Annotated in this window: 16 protein-coding genes; 3 read left to right on the plus strand and 13 right to left on the minus strand. The window is 39.4% G+C overall.

Annotation, left to right across the window (positions count from 1 at the left end; all coding sequences use genetic code 11):
* Window positions 1-122: 122 nt before the first annotated feature.
* The 5 genes from G521_RS0103155 to G521_RS0103175 form a co-directional block, all read right to left on the minus strand.
* Window positions 123-2600, minus strand: coding sequence for a ligase-associated DNA damage response DEXH box helicase (locus tag G521_RS0103155; protein ID WP_026897224.1), 2478 nt, complete (start codon window positions 2598-2600; stop codon window positions 123-125).
* Window positions 2601-2668: 68 nt separating this feature from the next.
* A complete protein-coding gene (locus G521_RS0103160) occupies window positions 2669-4282 on the minus strand; it encodes an ATP-dependent DNA ligase (RefSeq protein ID WP_026897225.1) in 1614 nt (537 codons plus the stop codon).
* Window positions 4279-5424, minus strand: a complete 1146-nt coding sequence (locus tag G521_RS16390) for a ligase-associated DNA damage response exonuclease (protein ID WP_081675011.1) — start codon at window positions 5422-5424, stop codon at window positions 4279-4281. The genes G521_RS0103160 and G521_RS16390 overlap by 4 nt, the downstream gene beginning before the upstream one ends.
* 68 nt (window positions 5425-5492) lie before the next feature.
* A complete protein-coding gene (locus G521_RS0103170) occupies window positions 5493-7610 on the minus strand; it encodes a carboxy terminal-processing peptidase (RefSeq protein WP_245580824.1) in 2118 nt (705 codons plus the stop codon).
* Between the two features lie 494 nt (window positions 7611-8104).
* The gene (locus G521_RS0103175; protein ID WP_026897227.1) at window positions 8105-8779 is read right to left on the minus strand and encodes an OmpA family protein; all 675 of its coding nucleotides are present in this window, start codon (window positions 8777-8779) and stop codon (window positions 8105-8107) included.
* Window positions 8780-8870: 91 nt separating this feature from the next.
* Between G521_RS0103175 and G521_RS16395 the strand changes: the two genes are divergently transcribed.
* Window positions 8871-9725, plus strand: coding sequence for a Rossmann-fold NAD(P)-binding domain-containing protein (locus G521_RS16395; protein ID WP_036678065.1), 855 nt, complete (start codon window positions 8871-8873; stop codon window positions 9723-9725).
* Between the two features lie 12 nt (window positions 9726-9737).
* Here G521_RS16395 and G521_RS0103185 read toward each other — a convergent pair whose 3' ends face one another.
* From G521_RS0103185 to cphA, 6 genes are all read right to left on the minus strand, one after another.
* Window positions 9738-10523 (minus strand): SDR family oxidoreductase, encoded by a 786-nt coding sequence (locus G521_RS0103185; protein ID WP_026897228.1) that lies wholly within the window; start codon window positions 10521-10523, stop codon window positions 9738-9740.
* Between the two features lie 31 nt (window positions 10524-10554).
* Window positions 10555-11256: an ABC transporter ATP-binding protein gene (locus tag G521_RS0103190; protein WP_026897229.1), complete on the minus strand. Its 702-nt coding sequence runs from the start codon at window positions 11254-11256 to the stop codon at window positions 10555-10557.
* 9 nt (window positions 11257-11265) lie between these two features.
* Window positions 11266-11718 (minus strand): DUF1569 domain-containing protein, encoded by a 453-nt coding sequence (locus G521_RS0103195; protein WP_026897230.1) that lies wholly within the window; start codon window positions 11716-11718, stop codon window positions 11266-11268.
* A 24-nt stretch (window positions 11719-11742) separates the two neighbouring features.
* Complete coding sequence (locus G521_RS0103200; protein WP_026897231.1) at window positions 11743-13227, minus strand: DUF5687 family protein; 1485 nt, start codon at window positions 13225-13227, stop codon at window positions 11743-11745.
* 122 nt (window positions 13228-13349) lie between these two features.
* Window positions 13350-14630, minus strand: coding sequence for a replication-associated recombination protein A (locus tag G521_RS0103205; RefSeq protein ID WP_026897232.1), 1281 nt, complete (start codon window positions 14628-14630; stop codon window positions 13350-13352).
* Window positions 14631-14692: 62 nt separating this feature from the next.
* Complete coding sequence (gene cphA / locus G521_RS0103210; RefSeq protein WP_026897233.1) at window positions 14693-17308, minus strand: cyanophycin synthetase; 2616 nt, start codon at window positions 17306-17308, stop codon at window positions 14693-14695.
* 365 nt (window positions 17309-17673) lie between these two features.
* On the opposite strand from cphA, the gene G521_RS0103220 reads away from it, so the two are divergent.
* Both G521_RS0103220 and G521_RS0103225 read left to right on the plus strand, forming a co-directional pair.
* A complete protein-coding gene (locus tag G521_RS0103220; protein WP_026897234.1) occupies window positions 17674-18588 on the plus strand; it encodes a cyanophycinase in 915 nt (304 codons plus the stop codon).
* Window positions 18588-19436, plus strand: coding sequence for an isoaspartyl peptidase/L-asparaginase (locus tag G521_RS0103225; protein WP_026897235.1), 849 nt, complete (start codon window positions 18588-18590; stop codon window positions 19434-19436). Before G521_RS0103220 ends, G521_RS0103225 begins: the two co-directional genes overlap by 1 nt.
* A gap of 7 nt (window positions 19437-19443) precedes the next feature.
* Here G521_RS0103225 and G521_RS0103230 read toward each other — a convergent pair whose 3' ends face one another.
* Both G521_RS0103230 and G521_RS0103235 read right to left on the minus strand, forming a co-directional pair.
* Window positions 19444-20154: an SAM-dependent methyltransferase gene (locus G521_RS0103230; RefSeq protein WP_026897236.1), complete on the minus strand. Its 711-nt coding sequence runs from the start codon at window positions 20152-20154 to the stop codon at window positions 19444-19446.
* Window positions 20155-20233: 79 nt separating this feature from the next.
* Window positions 20234-21490, minus strand: coding sequence for a pyridoxal phosphate-dependent aminotransferase (locus tag G521_RS0103235; RefSeq protein ID WP_026897237.1), 1257 nt, complete (start codon window positions 21488-21490; stop codon window positions 20234-20236).
* Between the last annotated feature and the right edge of the window lie 9 nt (window positions 21491-21499).

The raw sequence follows: 21499 nt of genomic DNA on the forward strand, positions 1-21499 counted from the left end.
AAATTTTAATTTGTAATCCATTCTGATTAAAAGGATTTTTAAATGCTATTTCTGGATATTTCTATTCCAGTTTATGCCTCATTTGGAACAAATAGGAATTAATTAAAATACAACTATCTAGTTCAAGATAATTTCTCATATCGCATACTCATTTTAGCAACCCGTTCCTCCATAGTTTCAGTAATTAGTTTTTCTCTGCTTAAACCATCTACCAGAATTGGAAAAGCAAACGGGGTTGGTTGTTCACTTTCTGTAATCACAACTTTTAAGGTTTGCAAACGCTGTAGTGCCGCTCGTAAACGATATTCCTCAAGCTGAAATTGTAAAGCTTCATGATAGGCCTGACGAACCAAAACGTTATCACTTTCATATTCACTAAAAACTTCAAAGAGAAGAGATGTTGAAGCCTGCAAATGCCTGCTCTTCATAGCTTTTCCGGGGAAACCGGTAAATACTAAACCCGCAATATGAGCGATATCTCTGAATCTTCGCCGGGCCATTTCAGTCGCGTTTAAACTTTGCTGAATATCATCAAGTAAATTATCAATTGAAAATAAGTCAGAATCCAGCGCTTGCTGAAGAACCACCTCGTCGTCTGTTAAGAGTTCAAAGCCGTAATCATTCATGGCGAGAGAGAAATTTGCTTTCTTTATTTTAGAAATTCGATACGCAAATAGAGAAGCCATTCCTTCATGAACCAGTCTTCCCTCAAATGGATAGAAAAATAAATGATGCCCATCTCTCGAGGTAAATTTTTCAATTAAGAACTCAGTGTTTCTGGGAATATGCGATAATTTGGTCTGCAATTGAAATAAGGGCTGCAAAGCCTGTACTTCTATATCTTTTTCAACTCCACGGGCAACTTCATCCAATTTCTCGCGAAGCATAGCAGACAACTGAGATGACAGCGGCATTCTCCCCCCCATCCAGCTGGGTATAATTCCTTTCTTTTTTGTCGATTTGCGGACAAATGCGGTCATTTCTTTAACCTTAACTAGCTCTAAGCTTCGTCCTGCAAAATGAAAATTATCCCCAATTTTTAATTTAGAGATGAAGCCTTCTTCAATAGATCCCAAATATCCGCCTGTTAAAAATTTAACCCGCATACTCACATCACCAACGATAGTTCCCATACTCAGCCTATGGCGCATGGCAACCTTGCGACTGTTCACCTTGTATAAGCCATTTTCAATTTCCACTTTCAAAAACTCGTCATATTGCGAGAGCGTTTTGCCCCCCTTAGTTATGAAATCAAGAATTTGATTGAAATCTTTCTGTTCCAGGTCCGCGTATGCATATGTCGTTTTCAATTCTCTGAAAATGGGTTCGGGCAAAAATCCATCAGAAACTGCTAATGTGACCAGGTATTGCATCAGAACATCCATAGCCAATAAAATAGGGTCTCTGCTTTCGAATACCTCCTCGATAATTGCCTGTTTTAAGGCCGCACCTTCCAGCAATTCTAAGGAATGTGTAGGAACAAACCAGGCTTTAGAAGTTGCTCCTGGATGGTGTCCGCTTCTTCCGGCACGCTGCATAAAACGGGCTACACCTTTTGGACTACCTATTTGTACCACCGAATCTACCGGACGAAAATCTACGCCCAAATCAAGACTGGAAGTACAAACCACTACTTTCAAAAGTTCGTTGTGCAGTGCGTTTTCAACCCAGTTTCTCAATTCATTATCCAGCGAACCGTGATGCATAGCAATTATTCCGGCATACTCCGGATATTTTTCCAGAATGGTCATATACCAGATTTCTGTTTGAGATCTGGTATTTGTGAAAATGAGGGTTGTTTTGCTGTTGGCAACAATCTCCATTACTTGCGGCAACAGCTTAATTCCCAAATGTCCGGCCCAGGAAAACTTTTCAATATTTTCCGGGATCACTGATTCAATCAGTATTTTCTTATTCAGTTTAGCCCGGATAAGTTTAATCCCGACTTTTTTAGTATCCACTCCAAGTAAAACTTCTGCAGCCTGATCCAGATTGCCAATGGTTGCAGAAATGCCCCAAATCTGTAACTGTTTAGCCTGAGACGTGGCGGGGGCGAGATTTTTTACCCTGGATAAACCCAGTTCCAATTGAACTCCCCGTTTGGTGCCCAGCAGTTCATGCCACTCATCAATAACTATGGCTTGTAAATTCTCAAAAATTTTAGGGTAATCTTTTAATGCCAGCATTAAGTGCAAACTTTCCGGAGTGGTTAGCAAAACTTCGGGCTGCCGTTTCTTTAATTCCTGTTTTTCCTTTGCAGAAGTATCTCCGGTGCGTGTTCCAACTTTCCATGGAAGCCCGAGATCATCAACCACGGTTTGCATGGCTTTGCGAATATCATTTGTTAGGGCTCTTAAAGGAGTAATCCACAATAACTGCAAACCATTATTTTTACGTGTTTGATAATCTTCAGGATGCTTGTTGATGTAATCAGCGATAAATGGCAAAAACATTGCAAAAGTTTTTCCGCTTCCGGTTGGGGCATTCAGCAAACCTGAATAACCATCCAAAAAAGCCGCTTCCATTTCTTTTTGAAAAGGGAATTGCTGCCATTTTTTAGATTTAAACCAGTCTGAAATAATTTCTTGTCCTATACCCATATTGTGGATGAATCTATTTTCTGCATCATCTTAGCTGGCCAGAAATTATCCGACTGCTAATGCTGCAACTATTGCAGGAATTCTTTTAACGTTTCAATGGTATCCGCGTCTTCAATCTTTTTGTCCTGACGCCAGCGCATGATCCGGGGAAAGCGAAGTGCCACACCTGATTTATGACGGCTGGATTTATTAATTCCTTCAAAGCCGATTTCAAAAACCAAATGAGGCTTAACGGTTCTAACAGGCCCAAATTTTTCAAGCGTATTTCGTTTTACAAAATGATCAACCTGGTTTATTTCCTTATCGGTTAAACCCGAATAGGCCTTGGCAAAAGGCACCAGTTTATCCTGATCCCATACCGCAAAAGTATAATCAGTATATAGGTCTGCCCGTCGTCCATGGCCCTTTTGGGCGTAAATCATAACTGCATCAATCGATAAAGGATCAACTTTCCACTTCCACCAATCGCCACGTTTACGCCCCACCAAATATGGCGAGTCGAGTTTCTTTAACATGAACCCTTCTGCATATTCTTCGCGGGAGCGCTTTCTCATTTCAAATAACTCATCCCAGGAATTGAAATTAACAACAGGCGATAGCCTGAAAATATGCTGATGGCTGCTATTTTTTTGCAGTAACTCCAATTTAGCTCTTCGCTCTTTCATGGGTAAATGCCTTATATCTTCGCCTTCAAACTCCAGGCAATCATAGGCTATGAATGCCATAGGACTTTCGGCCAGGATCTTTTTTGTGAGATTTTTACGTCCGATTCTTGTTTGCAGCACACTAAATGGCAAGGGACAATTATCCGCAAAGCAAATTGCTTCCCCATCCAGAACGGTGCCTTCGGGTAATTCTGATAAGAAGGGATGCAACTCCGGAAATTTATCAGTCGCTAAATCCTCACCCCGGCTCCATATAAAAATCTCACCCTTTCGCTGAATTGCCTGCGCCCTGATTCCATCCCATTTCCACTCAGCCTGCCAGTCTTCAGTATTGCCAAGGGCACTATTAATTTCTTTAGCCGTTTTTGATTGGGAGGAGGTTTCTTGTATCGCGTAAGCAAGATAAAAAGGATAGGGCCTGGAAATATCTTCAGAACCATCCGTCTCCTGAATTAATTGGGAATAGCTGAATGTTGCAGGATCCCAGTTTCCCATAATGCGATGCGTTAAAACCTGAGTTTCAAGTCCTGAAATTTCGGAAAGCGCCTTTATGATGAGACTTTGAGATACACCTACTCTGAAACTGCCAGTTAAAATCTTGTTAAAAACAAAGCGCTCCTGCTGATCCATAGATTGCCAGGCAGAAATCAGCCATGCTTTTTTCTCTGCCTCTGACAAAGGGCTCAACGCATTAATTTCTGCAATCCAATCGCTTAATGATTTATCCTGAGTTTCAATAGCCTGAGGCAAAAGCAAGGCAATGGTTTCTCCCAGATCGCCAACAACCTGATAACTTTCTTCAAAAAGCCAGGCGGGTATTCCTGCCATTTCCATGGCCCAGTTTTTTACCAAAGTTGAATTAATCTGACGTTTAGGTTTTCTGCCGGTAAATAAGGCCAGTGTCTGAATTTTATCTTCATCAGCAACACTGACAAAATATTCTTTTAGAATCTGAACCTTTTGGGTGGTTTTATTAGTTTCATCCAGAGAGCTGAAAAGTTGGGCGAAAATTCTCATAATGCGCCTCCTGCCTTTTTTGCTTTTTTAAGAGCAATAGATTTTTCGGAATCTGATAATACTTTTTGAGGAGTGCTATCCTCCTCAGGCTTCTCTATTACTTCGCCATCCTGATTAACCAATTTTACAGGATCTTCATCCAGCTCGTTAGCTTCATCACCTCCATACAAGGTGTGCGCCTCGTGCGCATCGTAACCTATTTCTGAAAGATAACGTGAAAATGAGGCGGTATAACCATGGGTAAGATAAACAGTTTCGCATTCTGTAGCCTTAATCGCGGATATCAGGCCATCCCAATCGGCATGATCTGATAATACAAAACCTCTGTCGGCAGCACGGCGCCGTTTTGCACCACGCAAAGCCATCCATCCCGAACAATAACCAAAGCTATAAGGATAAAATTTACGCATCCATGGAGTTCCAACAGACGAAGGTGGACAAAGGATCAAACCTTTGCGCATTTCCTCCCGGTTGGTTTCGGGAGTTACACGAATAGTTGGATTTAGCTGCACACCGTTTCTTCTTAAAGCCTCGTTGGTATTTTCAATAACACCATGCGTATACACATTTCCGATTGACATATCCAGTCCCTGCAAAATGCGCTGCGCTTTGCCTAAAGAGTAGCCCACCAGCACTGTGGTTTTACCTTCTTCCAAATTTTGCCTCCACCATTTATTCATTTCCTCATAAATAAACTCCTGTGATTTCCATTTGTAAACGGGCATGCCAAATGTACATTCAGAAATAAATGAATGGCATTTTACAGGTTCAAATGCTTCGCAAATTCCATCATCTTCGACCTTATAATCTCCTGAAACAACCCAAATTTCTCCTTTATATTCTATTCTTACCTGTGCTGATCCAATAATGTGCCCGGCCGGATGAAAAGAAATCTGAACGCCATTGCGGATACATGTCTGACCATAATCCATAGTTTCGAGGTTTATATCTCCTAAACGATATTTTAAAACTTCCCGCGAAAGCGTATGAGAGAGATAATGACTATGTCCCCATTTGGCGTGATCTGAATGAGCATGTGTAATAATGGCATCTTTTACAGGTCGCCACGGATCAATGTAAAAATTTCCCGCTGCGCAATAGATCCCATTATCGTTAAATTCTAAGAGAGGTTTAGAAAGCATACCAGTTGAACCAAATACCGATAAATTGGTTTCAGCAAAAACCCCGGTTTTGGCCGGGGTTTTTAATTTTAATTTTTCAACTGAATAAAATCGGCTATAATGCGGAGACTGGCATCCTGAACAAAATCACTTTCTTCCTTTGGTTTTGTTTCTCCTTTTTTGAGAGGAGCCAAACCGCGGGCAATCCGAATCTGATTTTCACGGGCGAGGTTTTTAGCTTCCTGGTCTTCACGCTCTTTCTTCAATTTTGCTTCATTTAAAGTAATTGAAGTTTCTGAATCACGCTTTCCGAATTGAATAATATCTTCTTTTAAGAATTTATATTCGGGAGAGGTTTGCATACGTTGCTCGTGATTTACTAATAACTGTTTTTTAATAGCCGTAAGATCTCTAACCTGTACATATTTGCTTGGCGGGATTGTATCCCATGGCAATGCAGAAGGTTCTGAGCTTTCTCCATATTTATCTGATGGGAAAACCATTGGGAACTGGATATCCGGCATTACTCCTTTATGTTGCGTACTGCTTCCGTTAATCCGGTAGAACTTGGCCATTGTTAAGTTAATCTGCCCAAACTGAGGTGCCGCATCACTTACCGGTGCAATAACACCTGTTTCGTTGGTTTTATTGGCAGCTAATAATCTTAACTTCTCGGCAGGACCAATTACCCTTGACATATCAATTCCCTGTTGAACCGTTCCTTTACCATAGGTTTGAGTTCCCATAATAATACCTCGACCGTAATCCTGGATTGCTCCGGCGAAAATTTCGGAAGCCGATGCACTGAAACGATCCACCATGACTCCCATTGGACCATCCCAGGCAATGGAAGGATCAGAATCTTCATCCACATCAATACGATTGCGGGCATCGCGAACCTGAACTACAGGACCGGTTTTAATAAATAAACCAGTTAAGCTGATTGCTTCGGGCAATGAACCACCACCATTACTTCGAAGGTCGATCACAATACCATCTACTTTCTGCTGCTTTAATGTATCAATAAGCAAACGAACATCACGGGTAGTGCTTTTATAATTTTTGTCACCTGATTGCATCGCTTTAAAATCTGCATAAAAGGCAGGAATCTGGATAACTCCGATTTTATAGGATTTGCCGTCTGCGGTAACCGTTTTAATGGTTTTCTTAGCCGACTGATCTTCCAATACCACTTTATCACGAACCAATTCTACAATCCGTGGAGTTGCAGAAAGTTCCTGACCGGCCGGTATAATTTTAAGCCTTACAACTGTTCCTTTCGGGCCTTTAATTTTACTGACCGTAACATCAATTCTCCAGCCTACCACATCCACAAATTCGCCATTTTTACCCTGAGCAACGCCTACAATCCGGTCATTTACACTCAATGTTTTAGCTTTAAATGCAGGACCGCCCGGAATAATCTCCATCACTTTTACAACTTCATTATCAACCTGCAAACGAGCACCAATACCTTCAAATGTTCTGGCTAATTCCTCATTAAATTCCTGAGCCTTGTTAGGTACAAAATAATTTGTGTGCGGATCAACAGCTTCGGTAAATGCGTTCATTATAGTTTGAAACACATCCTGATTATTGATTTTAGAGGATTGCGATAATAAATTTTCATATCGCTGCTTAAGTGTTTTAACGTTTTTAGCATCCTCTGTACCTGCTATCTTAAGATTAAGCAGCTCATATTTAACGCGTTTATTCCACAGATCAAGTGCTTCTTTTTCTGTTGCAAACCAGGGAAGTTTTTCACGGTCATAAGTGTATTGATCGTCTTGTGAGAATTCAAACTTATTGCCGATTTGAGAAAGTGCATATTTTAACCGGTCTGTATATCTTTTTTGATAAACATTGAAAATATAAAACGGAGCGCTTAAATCCCCTTCACGCAGATCGTCATCCAGTTTATTTCTGAATTTTTCGAACTCTGTGATATCGCTCTGCAAAAAATAAGCTTTGCCCGGATCTAATGCTTTTAAATACCGGTCAAAAACATCTGACGAAAAAGAATCATTGATAGTTACTTTTTTATAATGATAATTCTCAATAAGGTTAACCAGTTCTTTTGCTACTATAGATTGCTGGATATCCGGTTTCAAGTTTGGAGAACCTTCAACTTCGGTAGATACACGAGGCTCGGCTTTGCAGGAAAGGGCTGCAACCAGAAATAAAGCCAGATATACTTTCTTTAACATTTCTCTAAAAGATTTTAAACTCATTTGTAATAGTATCGTATCTAAATTAATACCAGAATTCTAAAGTAAATAAAAAAGAGGCGAAATATGTGTTGCCTCCCTGTAACATATTTATACGAGTATAAGCTTACAGTAAGTTCCCCGAAGTTCATTTAAACACCGGCAATAATGAAAATATTCATTTATAAAACTGATTAATCTTCATTTAATTACAATAACCGTAGTTTTTGACATAAAGGTGTTAAAGCCGTTTAAATAAAGGACAATCAAAATTACCTTCCTAAAACATAATTGCTTAGGGGATTTTACCATCTCATAATCCAATTACAACATTTTAACAATATTAATTATGTCTGACGATATGGCGTAACAATAAAAAAACTAAAAGAACCGTCTTGAATATCAGCCTTTAAAATAAAAAAACCACCCCGGTGATGGGTGGTTTTGTGATATAAATATTCAAATGTTAAGGGATGAATATTATCTATATTTTATTATTGAGCTTTAGCTTCTTCTTTCAATCTATCATTTGCAACAATTACAATCTCTACACGACGGTTTTGTGCTTTACCAGCTTCCGTAGTATTATCTGCAATAGGCTCTGATTCACCACGACCCTGAGTAGTTAAACGTGAAGAAGAAATTCCCTGAGCTACAGTGTAAGATTTTACAGCATCTGCACGACGCACAGATAAACTTTTATTATAAGCATCAGTTCCTGTAGCATCAGTATGTCCAATAATCAGAATATTTGTTTCTGAGTTATTTTTCATAGAAGTTGCTAAAGATTCGATATTGCTTTTCGCATTTGCTTTAAGCTGAGATTGATTCACGTCAAATAAAATTCCTGAATCAAATTTCACGATGATACCTTCACCCTCACGGATAACTTCTGCATTTGGTACGGTTTGTTTAATTTCTTCAGCCTGCTGATCCATTCTGCGCCCTATATAAGCACCTGCTGATCCACCAATTGCACCACCAATAATTGCTCCTACAGCTGTATTACCTGCTTTTTTACCAATTATTGCACCGATTGTTCCGCCTGCTGCTGCTCCAATACCTGCACCTTTTTGAGTTTTAGTTAATGAGCTACAACCGCTTATTAGAAATGCTGAAGTTGCGACCGCTATCGTAAACGTAGCTATTTTGTTTCTTGAAATTTTCATCTTTGTATAAGTTTAATCTGTTAACACTAATTCAAACTCAATGCCAACTTTGAATTTGTTTCACCAGAACGTAAATTATATAACATAGTGTATGATTAATAATAAAGCCGTAAGTATTTTAGGCTGTGGATGGCTTGGTTTAGAACTGGCTAAGGTTTTTAACAAATATGGCTTTGAAGTTAAAGGCTCTACAACCAATTCGAATAAACTGCCCATTTTGGAATCTCAATGTATTGCCCCCTTTTTAGTACATTTTACAGAAAAGGAAATTTTCATTCCGCAGGAATTTCTCGATTCGGATACATTAATAATTTCTATCCCTCCCGGGAGAAACAGTCCTAATGGAAATGTTGCTTATCAAAATATGGCAGACACACTTATAAAGGTGTTACCTTCGAGCAGAGTTGGTAAGATAATTCTAATAAGTTCTACTTCAGTTTATGGAGATCCGAATAAAATTGTAAGCGAATCTGACGTTGCCATTCCGGATACTGAATCTGGAAAATTACTTTTAAAAGTAGAGAACCAATTTCTTCAATTAAAAGATAAAGAAATTATTGTAGTCAGGCCCGGTGGCTTAATTAGCGAAGACCGATATCCGGGAAGATTTTTTTCAGGAAAAAAAAATATAGAAAACGGACTTACACCCGTTAACCTGATTCATAAGGCTGATATTACCCAAATTGTATTCGAATTGTGTAAATCAAATCATGCATCCGGAATTTACAACGCCGTTGCTCCCCAGCATCCAGTAAAAAAAGATTTTTACACACTTGCCTCAAGTAAGTCCGGTTTAATTCCTGCTGAATTTTTGCAAGAAAAGACTACCTGGAAGATTGTTTCAGGTAAGCGCTTAGATGAAGAGTTAAATTACCAATTTATTTACCCGGATCTGATGGCCTGGCTTACTGATTACCTTAACAAATTGAAAGAAGAAGATATTTAACGCAACAACTGCTTACAAACTTGGCGTTCTGCCACCGTCAACAGGTAAATTTATTCCATTAATGTATGCAGCAGCCGGACTTGCTAAAAATGCAATTGCTGCTGCAACTTCTTCTGCTTCTCCTATTCGTTTTGCCGGAATACTTTCAATCATCTGTTGTTTTATCTGCTCATAGTTAAGGTCTTCATTTTCGGCCCGGCTATTTATAAGTGATTCGAGCCTGGCCGTCATCGTAAAGCCTGGCAAAACGTTGTTAACAGTAATCCCGAAAGGTGCCAACTCTGTTGCCAATGTTTTTGCCCAGCTGGCAACTGCTCCCCGTATGGTATTGGACACGCCCAAACCGGCAAGTGGTGTTTTAACCGAAGTGGAAATAATATTAATAATACGACCAAAGCCCTGCCTTTTCATTGCCGGAGTTACAGCCTGCACCAGAATCTGATTGCAAATTAAATGGCTGATAAATGCCTTTGTAAATTCCTCTATTTTAGCATCAATTGCCTTACCTGCGGCCGGGCCGCCTGTATTATTAATCAGAATATCAATCGCGTGATCTTTTAGATAGTCATCAAGAACCATTTTTAGCTGTTCGGGATAATTAAAATCTGTAATAAGATAATGATGTGATTCTGTGTCATCTGCAGGCAGATGTTCTACAACCGCCTTCAGAGATTCTTCATTTCGGGCTACAAGGGTAATACTTGCACCTAATAATGCCAGTTCCATTGCAGCAGCCCGGCCAATTCCCTGACTGCTTCCGCAAACCAGAGCTCGTTTACCTGTCAGATCTAAATTCATAGCTTATTTTTAAAAGAAAATAAATAGCAGCTTATTGTAAAACCGAAAAGTATTCCTCCAGTTCTAGAAGTGTGTTTTGATTGGTCTCAATATCTTTAATAATCATGCCTTTCTCCATTAATAAAATCCGTTCGCAAACGTCTGTTACATGATTTAAATCATGACTGGATATTATGGTAGTTAAATGCTTTTCGCGATTAATATCGCGGATCATATTTTTAAGCCTGATCTGTGTGCTGGGATCGATATTGGCAAAAGGTTCATCAAGCATCAGCACTTCGGGGTTTTGCAACAAACAGGACGCTACACCAACTTTGCATTGATTTCCTTTAGACAAATCTCGAATGTATTTTCCCCGATTAAGAATTTCTCCGTTAAAAAAATCAGTAAATTTTATTAATTCGCTGTCAATATGAGCCTTGCTTAAATCATGCAAACCACCGGTAAAATAAAAGTATTCCTCTGGAGTAAGGTAATCAATCAGAAAACCTTCGTCGAGAAAAGAAGCCGTATAATCTTTCCATGAATCAGAATTAGCGACATTCTGATCTTTTGATAAAACCTCCCCTTTTTCAGGCCTGATCAAATCAAGCATCATTCTGAATAAAGTAGTTTTTCCTGCGCCATTATTGCCTATCAATCCTACAGTTTCTCCCTGTCTGATATTCAGCTCCGGAATGTTCACTACAACAACTCCGTTGTATATTTTTTGCAAGCTTTGAATTTGAATCATGTTAATAGTCTAAACTCCAAATTGTGATAAATGATGATCAAGATGTTTGTAAAGCATATTATTCCATTCCTGTTTAGATAAAACTCCGAATGAATGAGATTCTTTACCATCAAAATAGGTTTCTCCCAAATGCTGGGTTTTATTGATGTAATTTATTAAACGACTTTTCTCTGTTGCGAAGTCTTTATCGTCTTTTACCAGAAATACCGGAGCAGTTTGCAGATTATGTTTGTAAGGTTTATCACTAACCACCTTATCTTTTACAAGCAGTTTTAAAATCAATTTCATTAAAAAATTAGGTTTCGGATGCTTATTCTCATAAATAAGTTCATACGAAACATTGCAATGAGCAAGCATCTGTGACACGCTCATTTTCCCCCAATGCGCTACTGAATCCGGACTTAGTTTATCAATTCGATTTAACAGATCCTGGGTATCGGCAGAGTTAAATACACTTTTCATGTTTTATAAATTTACGGCTTAACCTTATTTATTTCGGAAACCTTCGGCAATTTGATAACGCTTATTCTTAAAATTTGAGCTCAGAGTTTCAACCCAAAATTTACGTGTGATGATAAAACCCAGTCCAATAATTCCCACCATTGCTATGGCAAGGCTTTCTAACCCCATCCAGTATAATGGAAGGAAGATAATAAATGGTCCTAAAAACAGGGGAATTGACAAAATCCACTGACTGGCTCCAACTCCCTGCCAGTTAAATGATGCACTTTTGGAAAGGTCAATAGATTTAAAATTTCGGTTAGCAAAATACAGAACAAGGGTTGCATTTACTCCTAAATTCCATAGAAACATAGCGGTGTGCATAATCAAAATTCGCCAGCCAAAATATACATAGGGAATAGTGAGAATTAAATTAACTGTGGCAAATAAAGTGAACAGTAAAAATTTGGATTTGAAAAAATCCGAGACACTAATTTTATTTGCCAGCAATCCATCAAAATGACTGCTTTGCCAGCCGAACATAAACTGCCCGTAGTTAACTATAAAAATTCCCGTCATAAGCAGTCCGCAAAATATTGGAGCAAAAATATTGCTCTGGCTGCCTAGCCGGGGATTTGTATAAAACAGTAATCCGTAAAATATAAACAGGAAGCTTTTTATGACCGCAGATTTTGACCGCTTATTTCTGAAAATCAGTTTAAGTTCTGTGGCAGCAAGATCTCCTACAACTCCAAAGCGGTTTAAAAAAGGAATTTCTGAACTCGATTTTTGATTTTCGGTCGAAGAATGCAATTCATCCAGGTATAGATTCTTTTTCAGATAAAAATAATTTACCAGGAAAATACTTGCAAATGGGATCAGTAACAGAAAACTTAAAAGTGAATTTTTAATTATTCCGGAGAATATAAAGTCGGAAAATCCGGATATCGAAATCAGGTGCAGAGAAAAATCTATATATGCTAAACCGCCAATTGATGCCAGAAATATAAGCATGACCCAGGCATTTCCGTTTTCCTTACGTTTAAGCCACAAGCTGAAAAAATGATTAAAAAAAGTTAAAGCAGCTATCGCGATAATAAAACCGGCAAAAACAGAAACACCATACTGAGGAAGTACAATTTTTGCAAGAAAGGGAACTGTCAGTAAAAAAGGCGCCAGATTAAATCCGGACCACAAGGAAATAAAGGACAGATAGTTAATAATCTGGCTTCGCTTAATGGGTAAATGAAGGTACGGCTTTACCCGAAGGGTGGGAAGTTCCTGAAACTGGTATCGCAATATAAGATCGAACAGAAAGTAATACAATAATAACCCGCTAAAGGATGACAAAATATTTTTTCCCGGAAAAATCTCTCCAAGTATTTTATCTAAGAAGAATGAAACTGCCAGCAGATTTATTAAGATATAGAGAATAAATATTCCGAGTATTACCTGGATAAGTATACTCTGACCTGTGTTTTTAGATCTCCAGAACGCTTTCCACTGCTGGCGGATCAGGGTTAATGTCATGGCTGAATGTAAGTAAAATGATCAGTAAAGCAAATTGAATTAAAGTTAATGAGATAACGTGTTCACTCTGAAAATTCTGAACTTATGAAGATTTTAAAAGGATCCAGGATACCGGGAAAATATCAATACTTATATTTCCCTTTCCAGAGGGATCTTAGATAATCACGGAGCTTATTTTCGGAAGCATTTTTTCCGGGCTCATATAAAACGGTTCCGCTTAATTTTTCGGGCAGATATTCCTGTTCAGAAAAACTGTCATCGAAGTTGTGAGAATACTTATACTCTTTACCGTAGCCAATATTTTTCATCAGTTTGGTGGGAGCATTTCTAAGATGCAGCGGAACAGATTGATCTCCCGTTTGACTGACCAACTCCTGGGCTTTATTAATGGCCTGATAACTGGCATTACTCTTGGCCGAAGAAGCCAGGTAAGTTACAGTTTGGGATAAGATAATTCGTGATTCCGGCCAGCCGATTACATTCACCGCCTGAAAACACGTATTAGCCAGAAGCAACGCATTGGGATTTGCATTTCCAATATCTTCTGAAGCAAGGATAAGCAGGCGGCGGGCAATGAACGAAGGATCTTCACCTCCGGCAATCATACGGGCAAGCCAGTATACGGCTGCGTTAGGGTCGCTTCCGCGGATCGATTTTATAAAAGCAGAAATGATATCGTAATGCTGTTCTCCGGCTTTATCGTAAACAGCCATATTTTGCTGAACACTTTTCAAAACCAGCTCGTTACTCAAAACAAGTTCCTTTTTACCGGAGGCATTTATAACCAGCTCTAAAACATTCAATAATTTTCGGGCATCCCCGCCTGATAATCTTAAAAGTACCTCATGCTCTTTAATGGTGATCTTTTTATTAACCAGATGTTCATCCCTTTTCAGTGCATTCTCAATTAGTGAAAGCAACTCTTCTTCTTCCAGGTTTTTTAAAATATAAACCTGGCATCGCGAAAGCAGGGCCGAAATAACTTCAAACGAAGGATTTTCGGTAGTTGCACCAATTAAAGTAACTAGTCCGCGTTCCACCGCTCCAAGCAGTGAATCTTGTTGAGATTTGGAAAAACGATGAATTTCATCAATAAAAAGAATGGGAAGATCTTTGTTTTCCTCTTTCAGTTTCGCCGCTTTATCTATAACCTCGCGAATATCCTTCACCCCCGAGTTTATTGCGCTTAAGCTAAAAAAAGGTCGCTGAAGCTGGCTGGATATAATGAATGCAAGGGTAGTTTTCCCCACTCCGGGAGGTCCCCACAAAATTATAGATGGAAGATTTCCGCTTTCTATGGTTTTGCGTAAAATAGCACCCTGCCCTACCAGATGTTTCTGTCCTACATATTCATCTAAATTAGCAGGTCGCATCCGTTCTGCTAATGGAGCTAATGTTGCCATTTTATTATACTAATTAGGCTGAGAATATGATTAACCCATATTCTCAGCCTGAATTTAAAAGGTTAAATTCCTATTTCCTTATCCTGATAAGATTGAACAAGTTCAACCGCATCAGAAATTGAATCTCCGATAATGGTTGTAAAGGAGCCGTGCTGCGAAGTTTTTATAACGTGTTTCAGAGCATCTTTACCATTATGGATAAATTCTATGTGCATTTCAGGCTTCACTTCATGAATACCTTCCTGAAGTAAACCGATTATGTTTTCGCGGGTTCGTCCACGCAGGTATTTTTCCTGACAAATAATTATCTCATCAAACATCCGTGCAGAAATACGTCCTATTTCCCGCAGATCGTCATCTCTGCGATCGCCGGTTCCGGAAATAACACCTACATGATTGCTTACGTCCAGGGTCTCTAAAAATTCTTTTATACCGTTTAAGCCATCCGGATTATGAGCAAAATCTACCATAATCTTGAAATCCTTAAACTCAAAAATATTCATTCTGCCTGGAGTCTGCGCTGCTGAAGGAATGAACGTTTCAAGAGATAAACGAATATCCTGAATTTTAAAACCCCAGGAAAAGGTTGCCAAACTTGCTGCAAGTGCATTCTGAACCATGAAACTAACCGTTCCGTTAAACGTGATGGGAATATGAGTTACTTTTGCAATGCGAATTTTCCAGTCCCCCTTTTTTATGGTAATAAAACCGTTTTCGTAAATAGCCGCCACTCCTCCTTTACGACAATGATCTTTTACTACCGGATTTTTTTCATCCATGGTAAAATAAGCTACGTGGCAGCGTGCTTTCTTCCCGATTTTAACGCAATGTTTATCATCTGCATTCAAAATTGCCCAGCCTTCATTTTTTACCGATCCAACTACAACTTCCTTAACCCTTGATAAATCATCCAGATTATGAATATCAGAGATACCTAAATGATCTTCCTGAATATTGGTAATAACTGCAATATCACACGAATTAAAGCCTAAACCAGATCGTAAAATTCCTCCACGGGCCGTCTCCAGAACGGCAAATTCTACCGTAGGATCTTTCATGACAAACTCAGCACTTTTTGGACCGGTTGTATCGCCTTTCAGCATCATTGAGTTTTGAATATATACTCCGTCTGAAGTAGTAAATCCTACTCTGTAACCATTATTTTTAACAATATGAGCTATTAAACGTGTAGTAGTTGTTTTTCCATTGGTGCCGGTAATGGCAATTATGGGAATGCGAGCAGATTTTCCGGGAGGATAAAGCATATCCAAAACGGGTGCGGCCACATTTCTAGGAAGTCCTTCGCTTGGAGCAAGGTGCATCCGGAAACCCGGGGCGGCGTTTACTTCCAGAACTACTCCTCCGTTTTCGGTTAATGGCTGGGTTAAGTTATTGGCCATTATATCAATTCCGCATATGTCTAAACCTATTACCCGGGCGATACGTTCGCAAATAAATACATTTTGGGGATGAACCATATCCGTAACATCAATTGATGTTCCTCCGGTACTTAAATTTGCTGTAGATTTTAAGCAGATAACTTCTTTTGCTTTCGGGATACTTTCTAAGGTATAGCCCCTTTTTTCGAGCAGATCCAATGTATCCCTGTCAACAGTTATTTCTGTCAGCACATTTTCATGACCGTAACCTCTCCGCGGATCATTATTTTCAATATCAATTAATTCCTGAATAGTATGCTGTCCGTCGGCAACAACATTTGCCGGAACCCGCTGTGCGGCGGCTACCATCTGGTTGTCAATAACCAAAACTCTGAAATCATGCCCGGTTATAAATCTCTCCACAATAACGCGGTTAGAATATTTTTGAGCGAAGGCGAAAGCTTCTACGGCTTCTTCTTTTGTTTTAACGTTTATTGTAGCTCCCTTGCCATGGTTTCCGTTTAAGGGTTTAAAAACCAAGGGGAAGCCGACTTTAGAAAGCGCTTCTTCCAGACCTTCCTGATTGCTTATGGTTAAGCCTTTAGCTACCGGGATTGCCTGCTCCTGCAGCATCCGTTTAGTTTCGTCTTTATTTCCGGCAATATCTACGGCGATAGAGCTGGTTTTATCCGTCATGGTGGCTCTGAATCTGACCTGGTTTTTGCCATAACCTAATTGAACCAGAGAACTGGAATTTAAGCGGATATACGGAATGCGGCGGGCAACAGCTTCATCTATAATGGAACCGGTACTTGGGCCGAAACGCTCACGCTCACGCATTTTCTTCATGGCCATAATGTCCTGTTCAAGATCATATTCATGCCCGGCAATCAACGCTTCTGCAATTCGTACTGAAGCTTCGGCCGCATAAACACCTACAGATTCTTCCAGATAATTGAAAACTACATTGTAAATTCCACTGGTTTTTGTTTCGCGGGTACGTCCAAAGCCTGTTTCCATACCCGCAAGGGTTTGTATTTCTAAGGCTATATGCTCAATTACATGACCCATCCAGGTTCCCTGATCAATCCGTTCAAATAATCCGCCTTCATAGCCCGGAGAACAACGGTGTTTGAACAGACTTGGCAAAAGACTTTCAATTCGTTCCCGAAATCCTTCTATTTTATTCGTTGGAAACTGCTCCAGCTCTTCCAGATCGAGCCGCATTTGAATTAATTTTTTTCTGCGGATTGACCAGATATTTGGTCCTTTTAATATTTGAATGCCAAGGATTTTCATTTGACTTTAATTTGAAATGTGCGGATGGAAAAAGAAGGTTTATAATGAAGGAGAAATGCAATTTTATTGTTCAATTTTTGTTCATTTTTTTATTGACCCTATTGCAGGGCGTTTTTGGTATAACCTTATTGTTGCTTAATTTTTCATGGATACTTACTGTCTGATGAACAGAAACCATGGCGGGGTTTATTTGTTTTTCCCGGTTATTTTATCTCCTAATTTTCCTGCAAGAATAGCAATTGATTAAACCTAAAATCTAAAACAAGGTCAATATATAAAGTTTTTTGTGGATAAGTTTTAAAAGTAATGTTTAAACTTACTTTTTGTAATTATATATTTGAAATTATTGAAATAAATACACCCTTATGGTTCCAAAAGGCAAACTCGTTATAATAGGAGGAGCAGTTGATCTGGGAAGTTCATTAAGTTTTAACGAAAATATCAGCCATCCGCATTATATTAAATTTTTTGAAAGAGGAATCTTGAAAAGAGTGATTACCGAATCTGCTAAAGCAGAAGATTCGGTAATTGAAGTAATAACAACTGCTTCGCAAATACCGGATATTGTGGGCCCGGAATACATTAAATCTTTTAATCAGTTACAGGTAAATAACGTAAATGTACTACCTATAAAAACCCGCGAAGAGGCTAACAGTAAAGAATATCTCGATCGGCTGGAAAAAGCTGATGCCGTTATTTTTAGCGGTGGTGATCAGTTGCGGCTCAGTTCAATTTTTGGAGGAACTCAGTTTCTGACCACAATGAAAAGAAAATACCAGGAGGAAGATTTCATGGTTGCCGGTACTTCTGCCGGAGCTGCCGCAGCTTCTACCAATATGATTTATCGCGGAAGCAGCAGCGAAGCTTTAATTAAGGGCGAAGTGCAAATGACCGGTGGCCTGGGTTTTTTAGACGGGGTTATCATTGATACTCATTTTGTACAGCGTGGAAGGATTGGCCGGCTGTTTTATGCAGTGGCCAGTAACCCAGGAATGCTGGGAATTGGCTTGGGCGAAGATGCAGGTTTGTTGGTTACAGATGGAAATTGCATGGAAGCAATTGGTTCGGGATTAACTATTCTGGTTGACGGAAGATACATCAGCGAAACCAGTATTTACGATGTGGAAATGGGATCTCCTGTTTCCATTGATAATTTACGGGTACATGTCATGTCAATTTTTGATAAATACGATCTGCATCTGCACGAGCTAAAAATCAATAAGACGATTAAGGTAGAACCCGGAGTATATTTAAAAGTTAGAGACCAGAGCATTGATTAATGAGAACAAAACTTATAATTCACGGCGGATTTTTCAGCGAATCTCATACCAATCAAAGTGTAAAAAAAGCCAAGCAGGATGCTTTGGGAGCTATTGCTACAAAAGCCTATCAATACTTAAGTAATCATTCTGCGCTGGAAACCGTAGTATATGCCGTTTCCTTATTAGAAGATTGCGACCTTTTTAATGCGGGCTTAGGATCTCAGATACAAAGCGATGGCAAGATCAGGCTAAGTGCATCTTTAATGGATGGCTCTTCTAAAAAATTTTCAGGTGTTATCAATATTCAGGATGTTAAAAATCCCATCCAGATTGCAGAAAAATTAATTGGCTATGATGATAGCGTTTTAAGCGATTTGGGAGCGTTAAATTTTGCCCGCGAAAATGGATTTGAATATTTTAATCCCGAGATAGAACAGCGCCGCAATGAATATATGGCCAAACTGGCCCAGGCTTCAAGACTTGGAACAGTTGGTTGCGTGGCTTTTGATGCTGAAGGAAAACTGGCTGCCGGAACTTCTACGGGTGGCAAAGGTTTTGAAATTCCTTCCAGGGTTAGTGATTCTGCCACCGTTGCCGGCAATTATGCTAACAGCTTTGCCGGCATATCCTGCACAGGTGTTGGAGAAGATATTGTCAGCACTGCTTTGGCGGCTAAAATTGTTACCCGCGTAAGCGATGGATTTTCTTTAAAGGATGCAACTGATAAATCTTTTGCCGAGCTGAAGGAAATAGATGGTTTTGCAGGTATAATTGGAATATCGGCCAACGGAGAAGTCTATCATTCAGATTCACATCCTTATATGGTATGGGCGTCTTATGATGAAGAACTGGCAGTTTTTGATTGATTAAGGCCTACTTTTTAAACAGTAAAAATATAACGGGTTTTTTATGCAAATCAGGGACCTGCTTTTTCCAGGCGGCAATTGTTTTAGTTTGCACCATTTCGTCGTTTGCGGTTAAATTACAGGCAATGCACAATCTGCTTTGAGGATTACAGGTTTTCAGAATCTCTTCCAGCATTGGATTATTACGGAAGGGAGTTTCTATAAATAACTGGGTTTGGTTGTTTTTTTCAGCCAGGTTTTCCAGCTCCTTTATTTTCTGGGAACGCTGTACTTTATCAATAGGTAAATATCCATGAAATGTGAAACTTTGTCCGTTAAATCCGGAAGCCATCAGCGCTAGCAAAATAGAACTCGGACCAACCAGCGGAACAACTTTTATTCCTTTCTGATGTGCCAAAGCCACAATTTCTGCTCCCGGATCGGCAATGCCGGGACACCCTGCTTCACTCATTAAACCCACATCTTTGCCTGCCAGTAGTCCGCCAAAAAATTCGTTAAGGTTACCCTCGCGATTGTGCTTGCCATAATCATGAATAATGAGCTCGCTTTGCGGAATTTTTAAACCGGCTTCTTTTAAAAATCGCCTTGCGGTTTTACTGTTCTCAACAATATATTCGTTAATCTGATTAATTGTTTCAGTTAGATACGGGGTAAAGGATTTGGCAGAAGCGTTTTCGGCCAGAGGCACCGGTATGAGATAAAGGGTTCCAAAAGTCATATTGCAAAAATGCCCATTTTTATTAATAAAAAAAGCCCCGCTTATGGCAGGGCTACATATGTTGTTTTCTGAGAAAATCCTATTTCAACTTTTCAAGTGCTGCTTTTAACCGCGGAAGCATTCCCTGAATATCTGCTAGAGAGCAGCCTCCAACAGAAGCTCTGAACCAGTTCATACTGCTATCAGATCCAAATGCAGAAAACGGAACAAAAGCAATTTTTGCTTCTTTTATCAGATAGAAATTCACATCAGCGCTTGACTGAAGCAGATCGCCGTCGGGAGTAGTTTTTCCGGTGTAATCAATTTTCACCGTAAGGTAAATGGCCCCCATCGGGTCAATAGAATCTACCTCAAAACCTTCTGATTTTAACTGCTTTACACCCTGATATAATGTATCCAGACTAAGCTGAAGCTGATTTTTGAAATTTTTCAGATAGGTGTTCAGGTCGGCGGTTTGAGTTAAAAACTTTGCGGTAGCAATTTGCTCTGCTTTTGGTGCCCATGCGCCCACATGACCAAGAATAGAGCGCATTTTACCAATTATATTCTGAGGACCGAAAGCCCAGCCCACCCTTACTCCGGTTGCGGCAAAGCATTTTGATATACCATCAATATAAATTACGTACTCTCTTAATTCAGGTCGTAAAGTAACCGGGTCATAATGTTTTTTATCTGAAAAAGTTAGAAGTGAATAAATCTGATCATATAAAATATAAAGCGGTTTTTCATCTTCCGAACGACTGCTATTTTCTTCGATAACAAGGTCGCAAATCTCTTCCAGGTCTTTTTTAGCAAACATTGTCCCGGTAGGATTTAGCGGGGAACATAAAGCCAGCATGGTTGCTCCTTTTAAATGCGGACGAATATCTTCAGCTCTGGGCATAAAATTATTATCGGCACTGGTTGGAACCGGAATTCCGTTTGCACCAGACAAATGGCAATAATGATTATTGTTCCAGGATGGTGTTGGGTAAACAACTTTGTCTCCCGGATCAACCAAAGCAAGATAGGTGGCATAAATTAACGGACGTGAACCACCCGCTACCAAAACCTCATTTATTTGATAATCAAGATGAAAACGTTCCTTTAAAAATGTGGATATATTTTCTCTTAAAACAGTTACTCCATCCGCCGGAGGATAGTTGGTATGATTTGCATGATAAGCATCGATAATACCATGTTTTAATCCCATTGGAATGGGGTAAATTGAGGGATCAAAATCCCCGATTGTCAGATTAGCAATCTTTTCACCTTTGCGTTTAAGCTCATTAATCTCCCCGCCTATTTTTATAATTTCAGATCCTTTTAAAGTCTGTGCTAATACAGATACACTCATTCCCATTTC

The sequence above is a fragment of the Daejeonella oryzae DSM 19973 genome (assembly GCF_000422945.1).
Taxonomy (GTDB): domain Bacteria; phylum Bacteroidota; class Bacteroidia; order Sphingobacteriales; family Sphingobacteriaceae; genus Daejeonella; species Daejeonella oryzae.

Coding starts and splice junctions, on each gene's coding strand:
- G521_RS0103155 (WP_026897224.1), bottom strand. CDS start 2,600: ATGGGTATAGGACAAGAAATTATTTCAGACTGGTTTAAATCTAAAAAA.
- G521_RS0103160 (WP_026897225.1), bottom strand. CDS start 4,282: ATGAGAATTTTCGCCCAACTTTTCAGCTCTCTGGATGAAACTAATAAA.
- G521_RS16390 (WP_081675011.1), bottom strand. CDS start 5,424: ATGCTTTCTAAACCTCTCTTAGAATTTAACGATAATGGGATCTATTGC.
- G521_RS0103170 (WP_245580824.1), bottom strand. CDS start 7,610: ATGTTAAAGAAAGTATATCTGGCTTTATTTCTGGTTGCAGCCCTTTCC.
- G521_RS0103175 (WP_026897227.1), bottom strand. CDS start 8,779: ATGAAAATTTCAAGAAACAAAATAGCTACGTTTACGATAGCGGTCGCA.
- G521_RS16395 (WP_036678065.1), top strand. CDS start 8,871: ATGATTAATAATAAAGCCGTAAGTATTTTAGGCTGTGGATGGCTTGGT.
- G521_RS0103185 (WP_026897228.1), bottom strand. CDS start 10,523: ATGAATTTAGATCTGACAGGTAAACGAGCTCTGGTTTGCGGAAGCAGT.
- G521_RS0103190 (WP_026897229.1), bottom strand. CDS start 11,256: ATGATTCAAATTCAAAGCTTGCAAAAAATATACAACGGAGTTGTTGTA.
- G521_RS0103195 (WP_026897230.1), bottom strand. CDS start 11,718: ATGAAAAGTGTATTTAACTCTGCCGATACCCAGGATCTGTTAAATCGA.
- G521_RS0103200 (WP_026897231.1), bottom strand. CDS start 13,227: ATGACATTAACCCTGATCCGCCAGCAGTGGAAAGCGTTCTGGAGATCT.
- G521_RS0103205 (WP_026897232.1), bottom strand. CDS start 14,630: ATGGCAACATTAGCTCCATTAGCAGAACGGATGCGACCTGCTAATTTA.
- cphA (WP_026897233.1), bottom strand. CDS start 17,308: ATGAAAATCCTTGGCATTCAAATATTAAAAGGACCAAATATCTGGTCA.
- G521_RS0103220 (WP_026897234.1), top strand. CDS start 17,674: ATGGTTCCAAAAGGCAAACTCGTTATAATAGGAGGAGCAGTTGATCTG.
- G521_RS0103225 (WP_026897235.1), top strand. CDS start 18,588: ATGAGAACAAAACTTATAATTCACGGCGGATTTTTCAGCGAATCTCAT.
- G521_RS0103230 (WP_026897236.1), bottom strand. CDS start 20,154: ATGACTTTTGGAACCCTTTATCTCATACCGGTGCCTCTGGCCGAAAAC.
- G521_RS0103235 (WP_026897237.1), bottom strand. CDS start 21,490: ATGAGTGTATCTGTATTAGCACAGACTTTAAAAGGATCTGAAATTATA.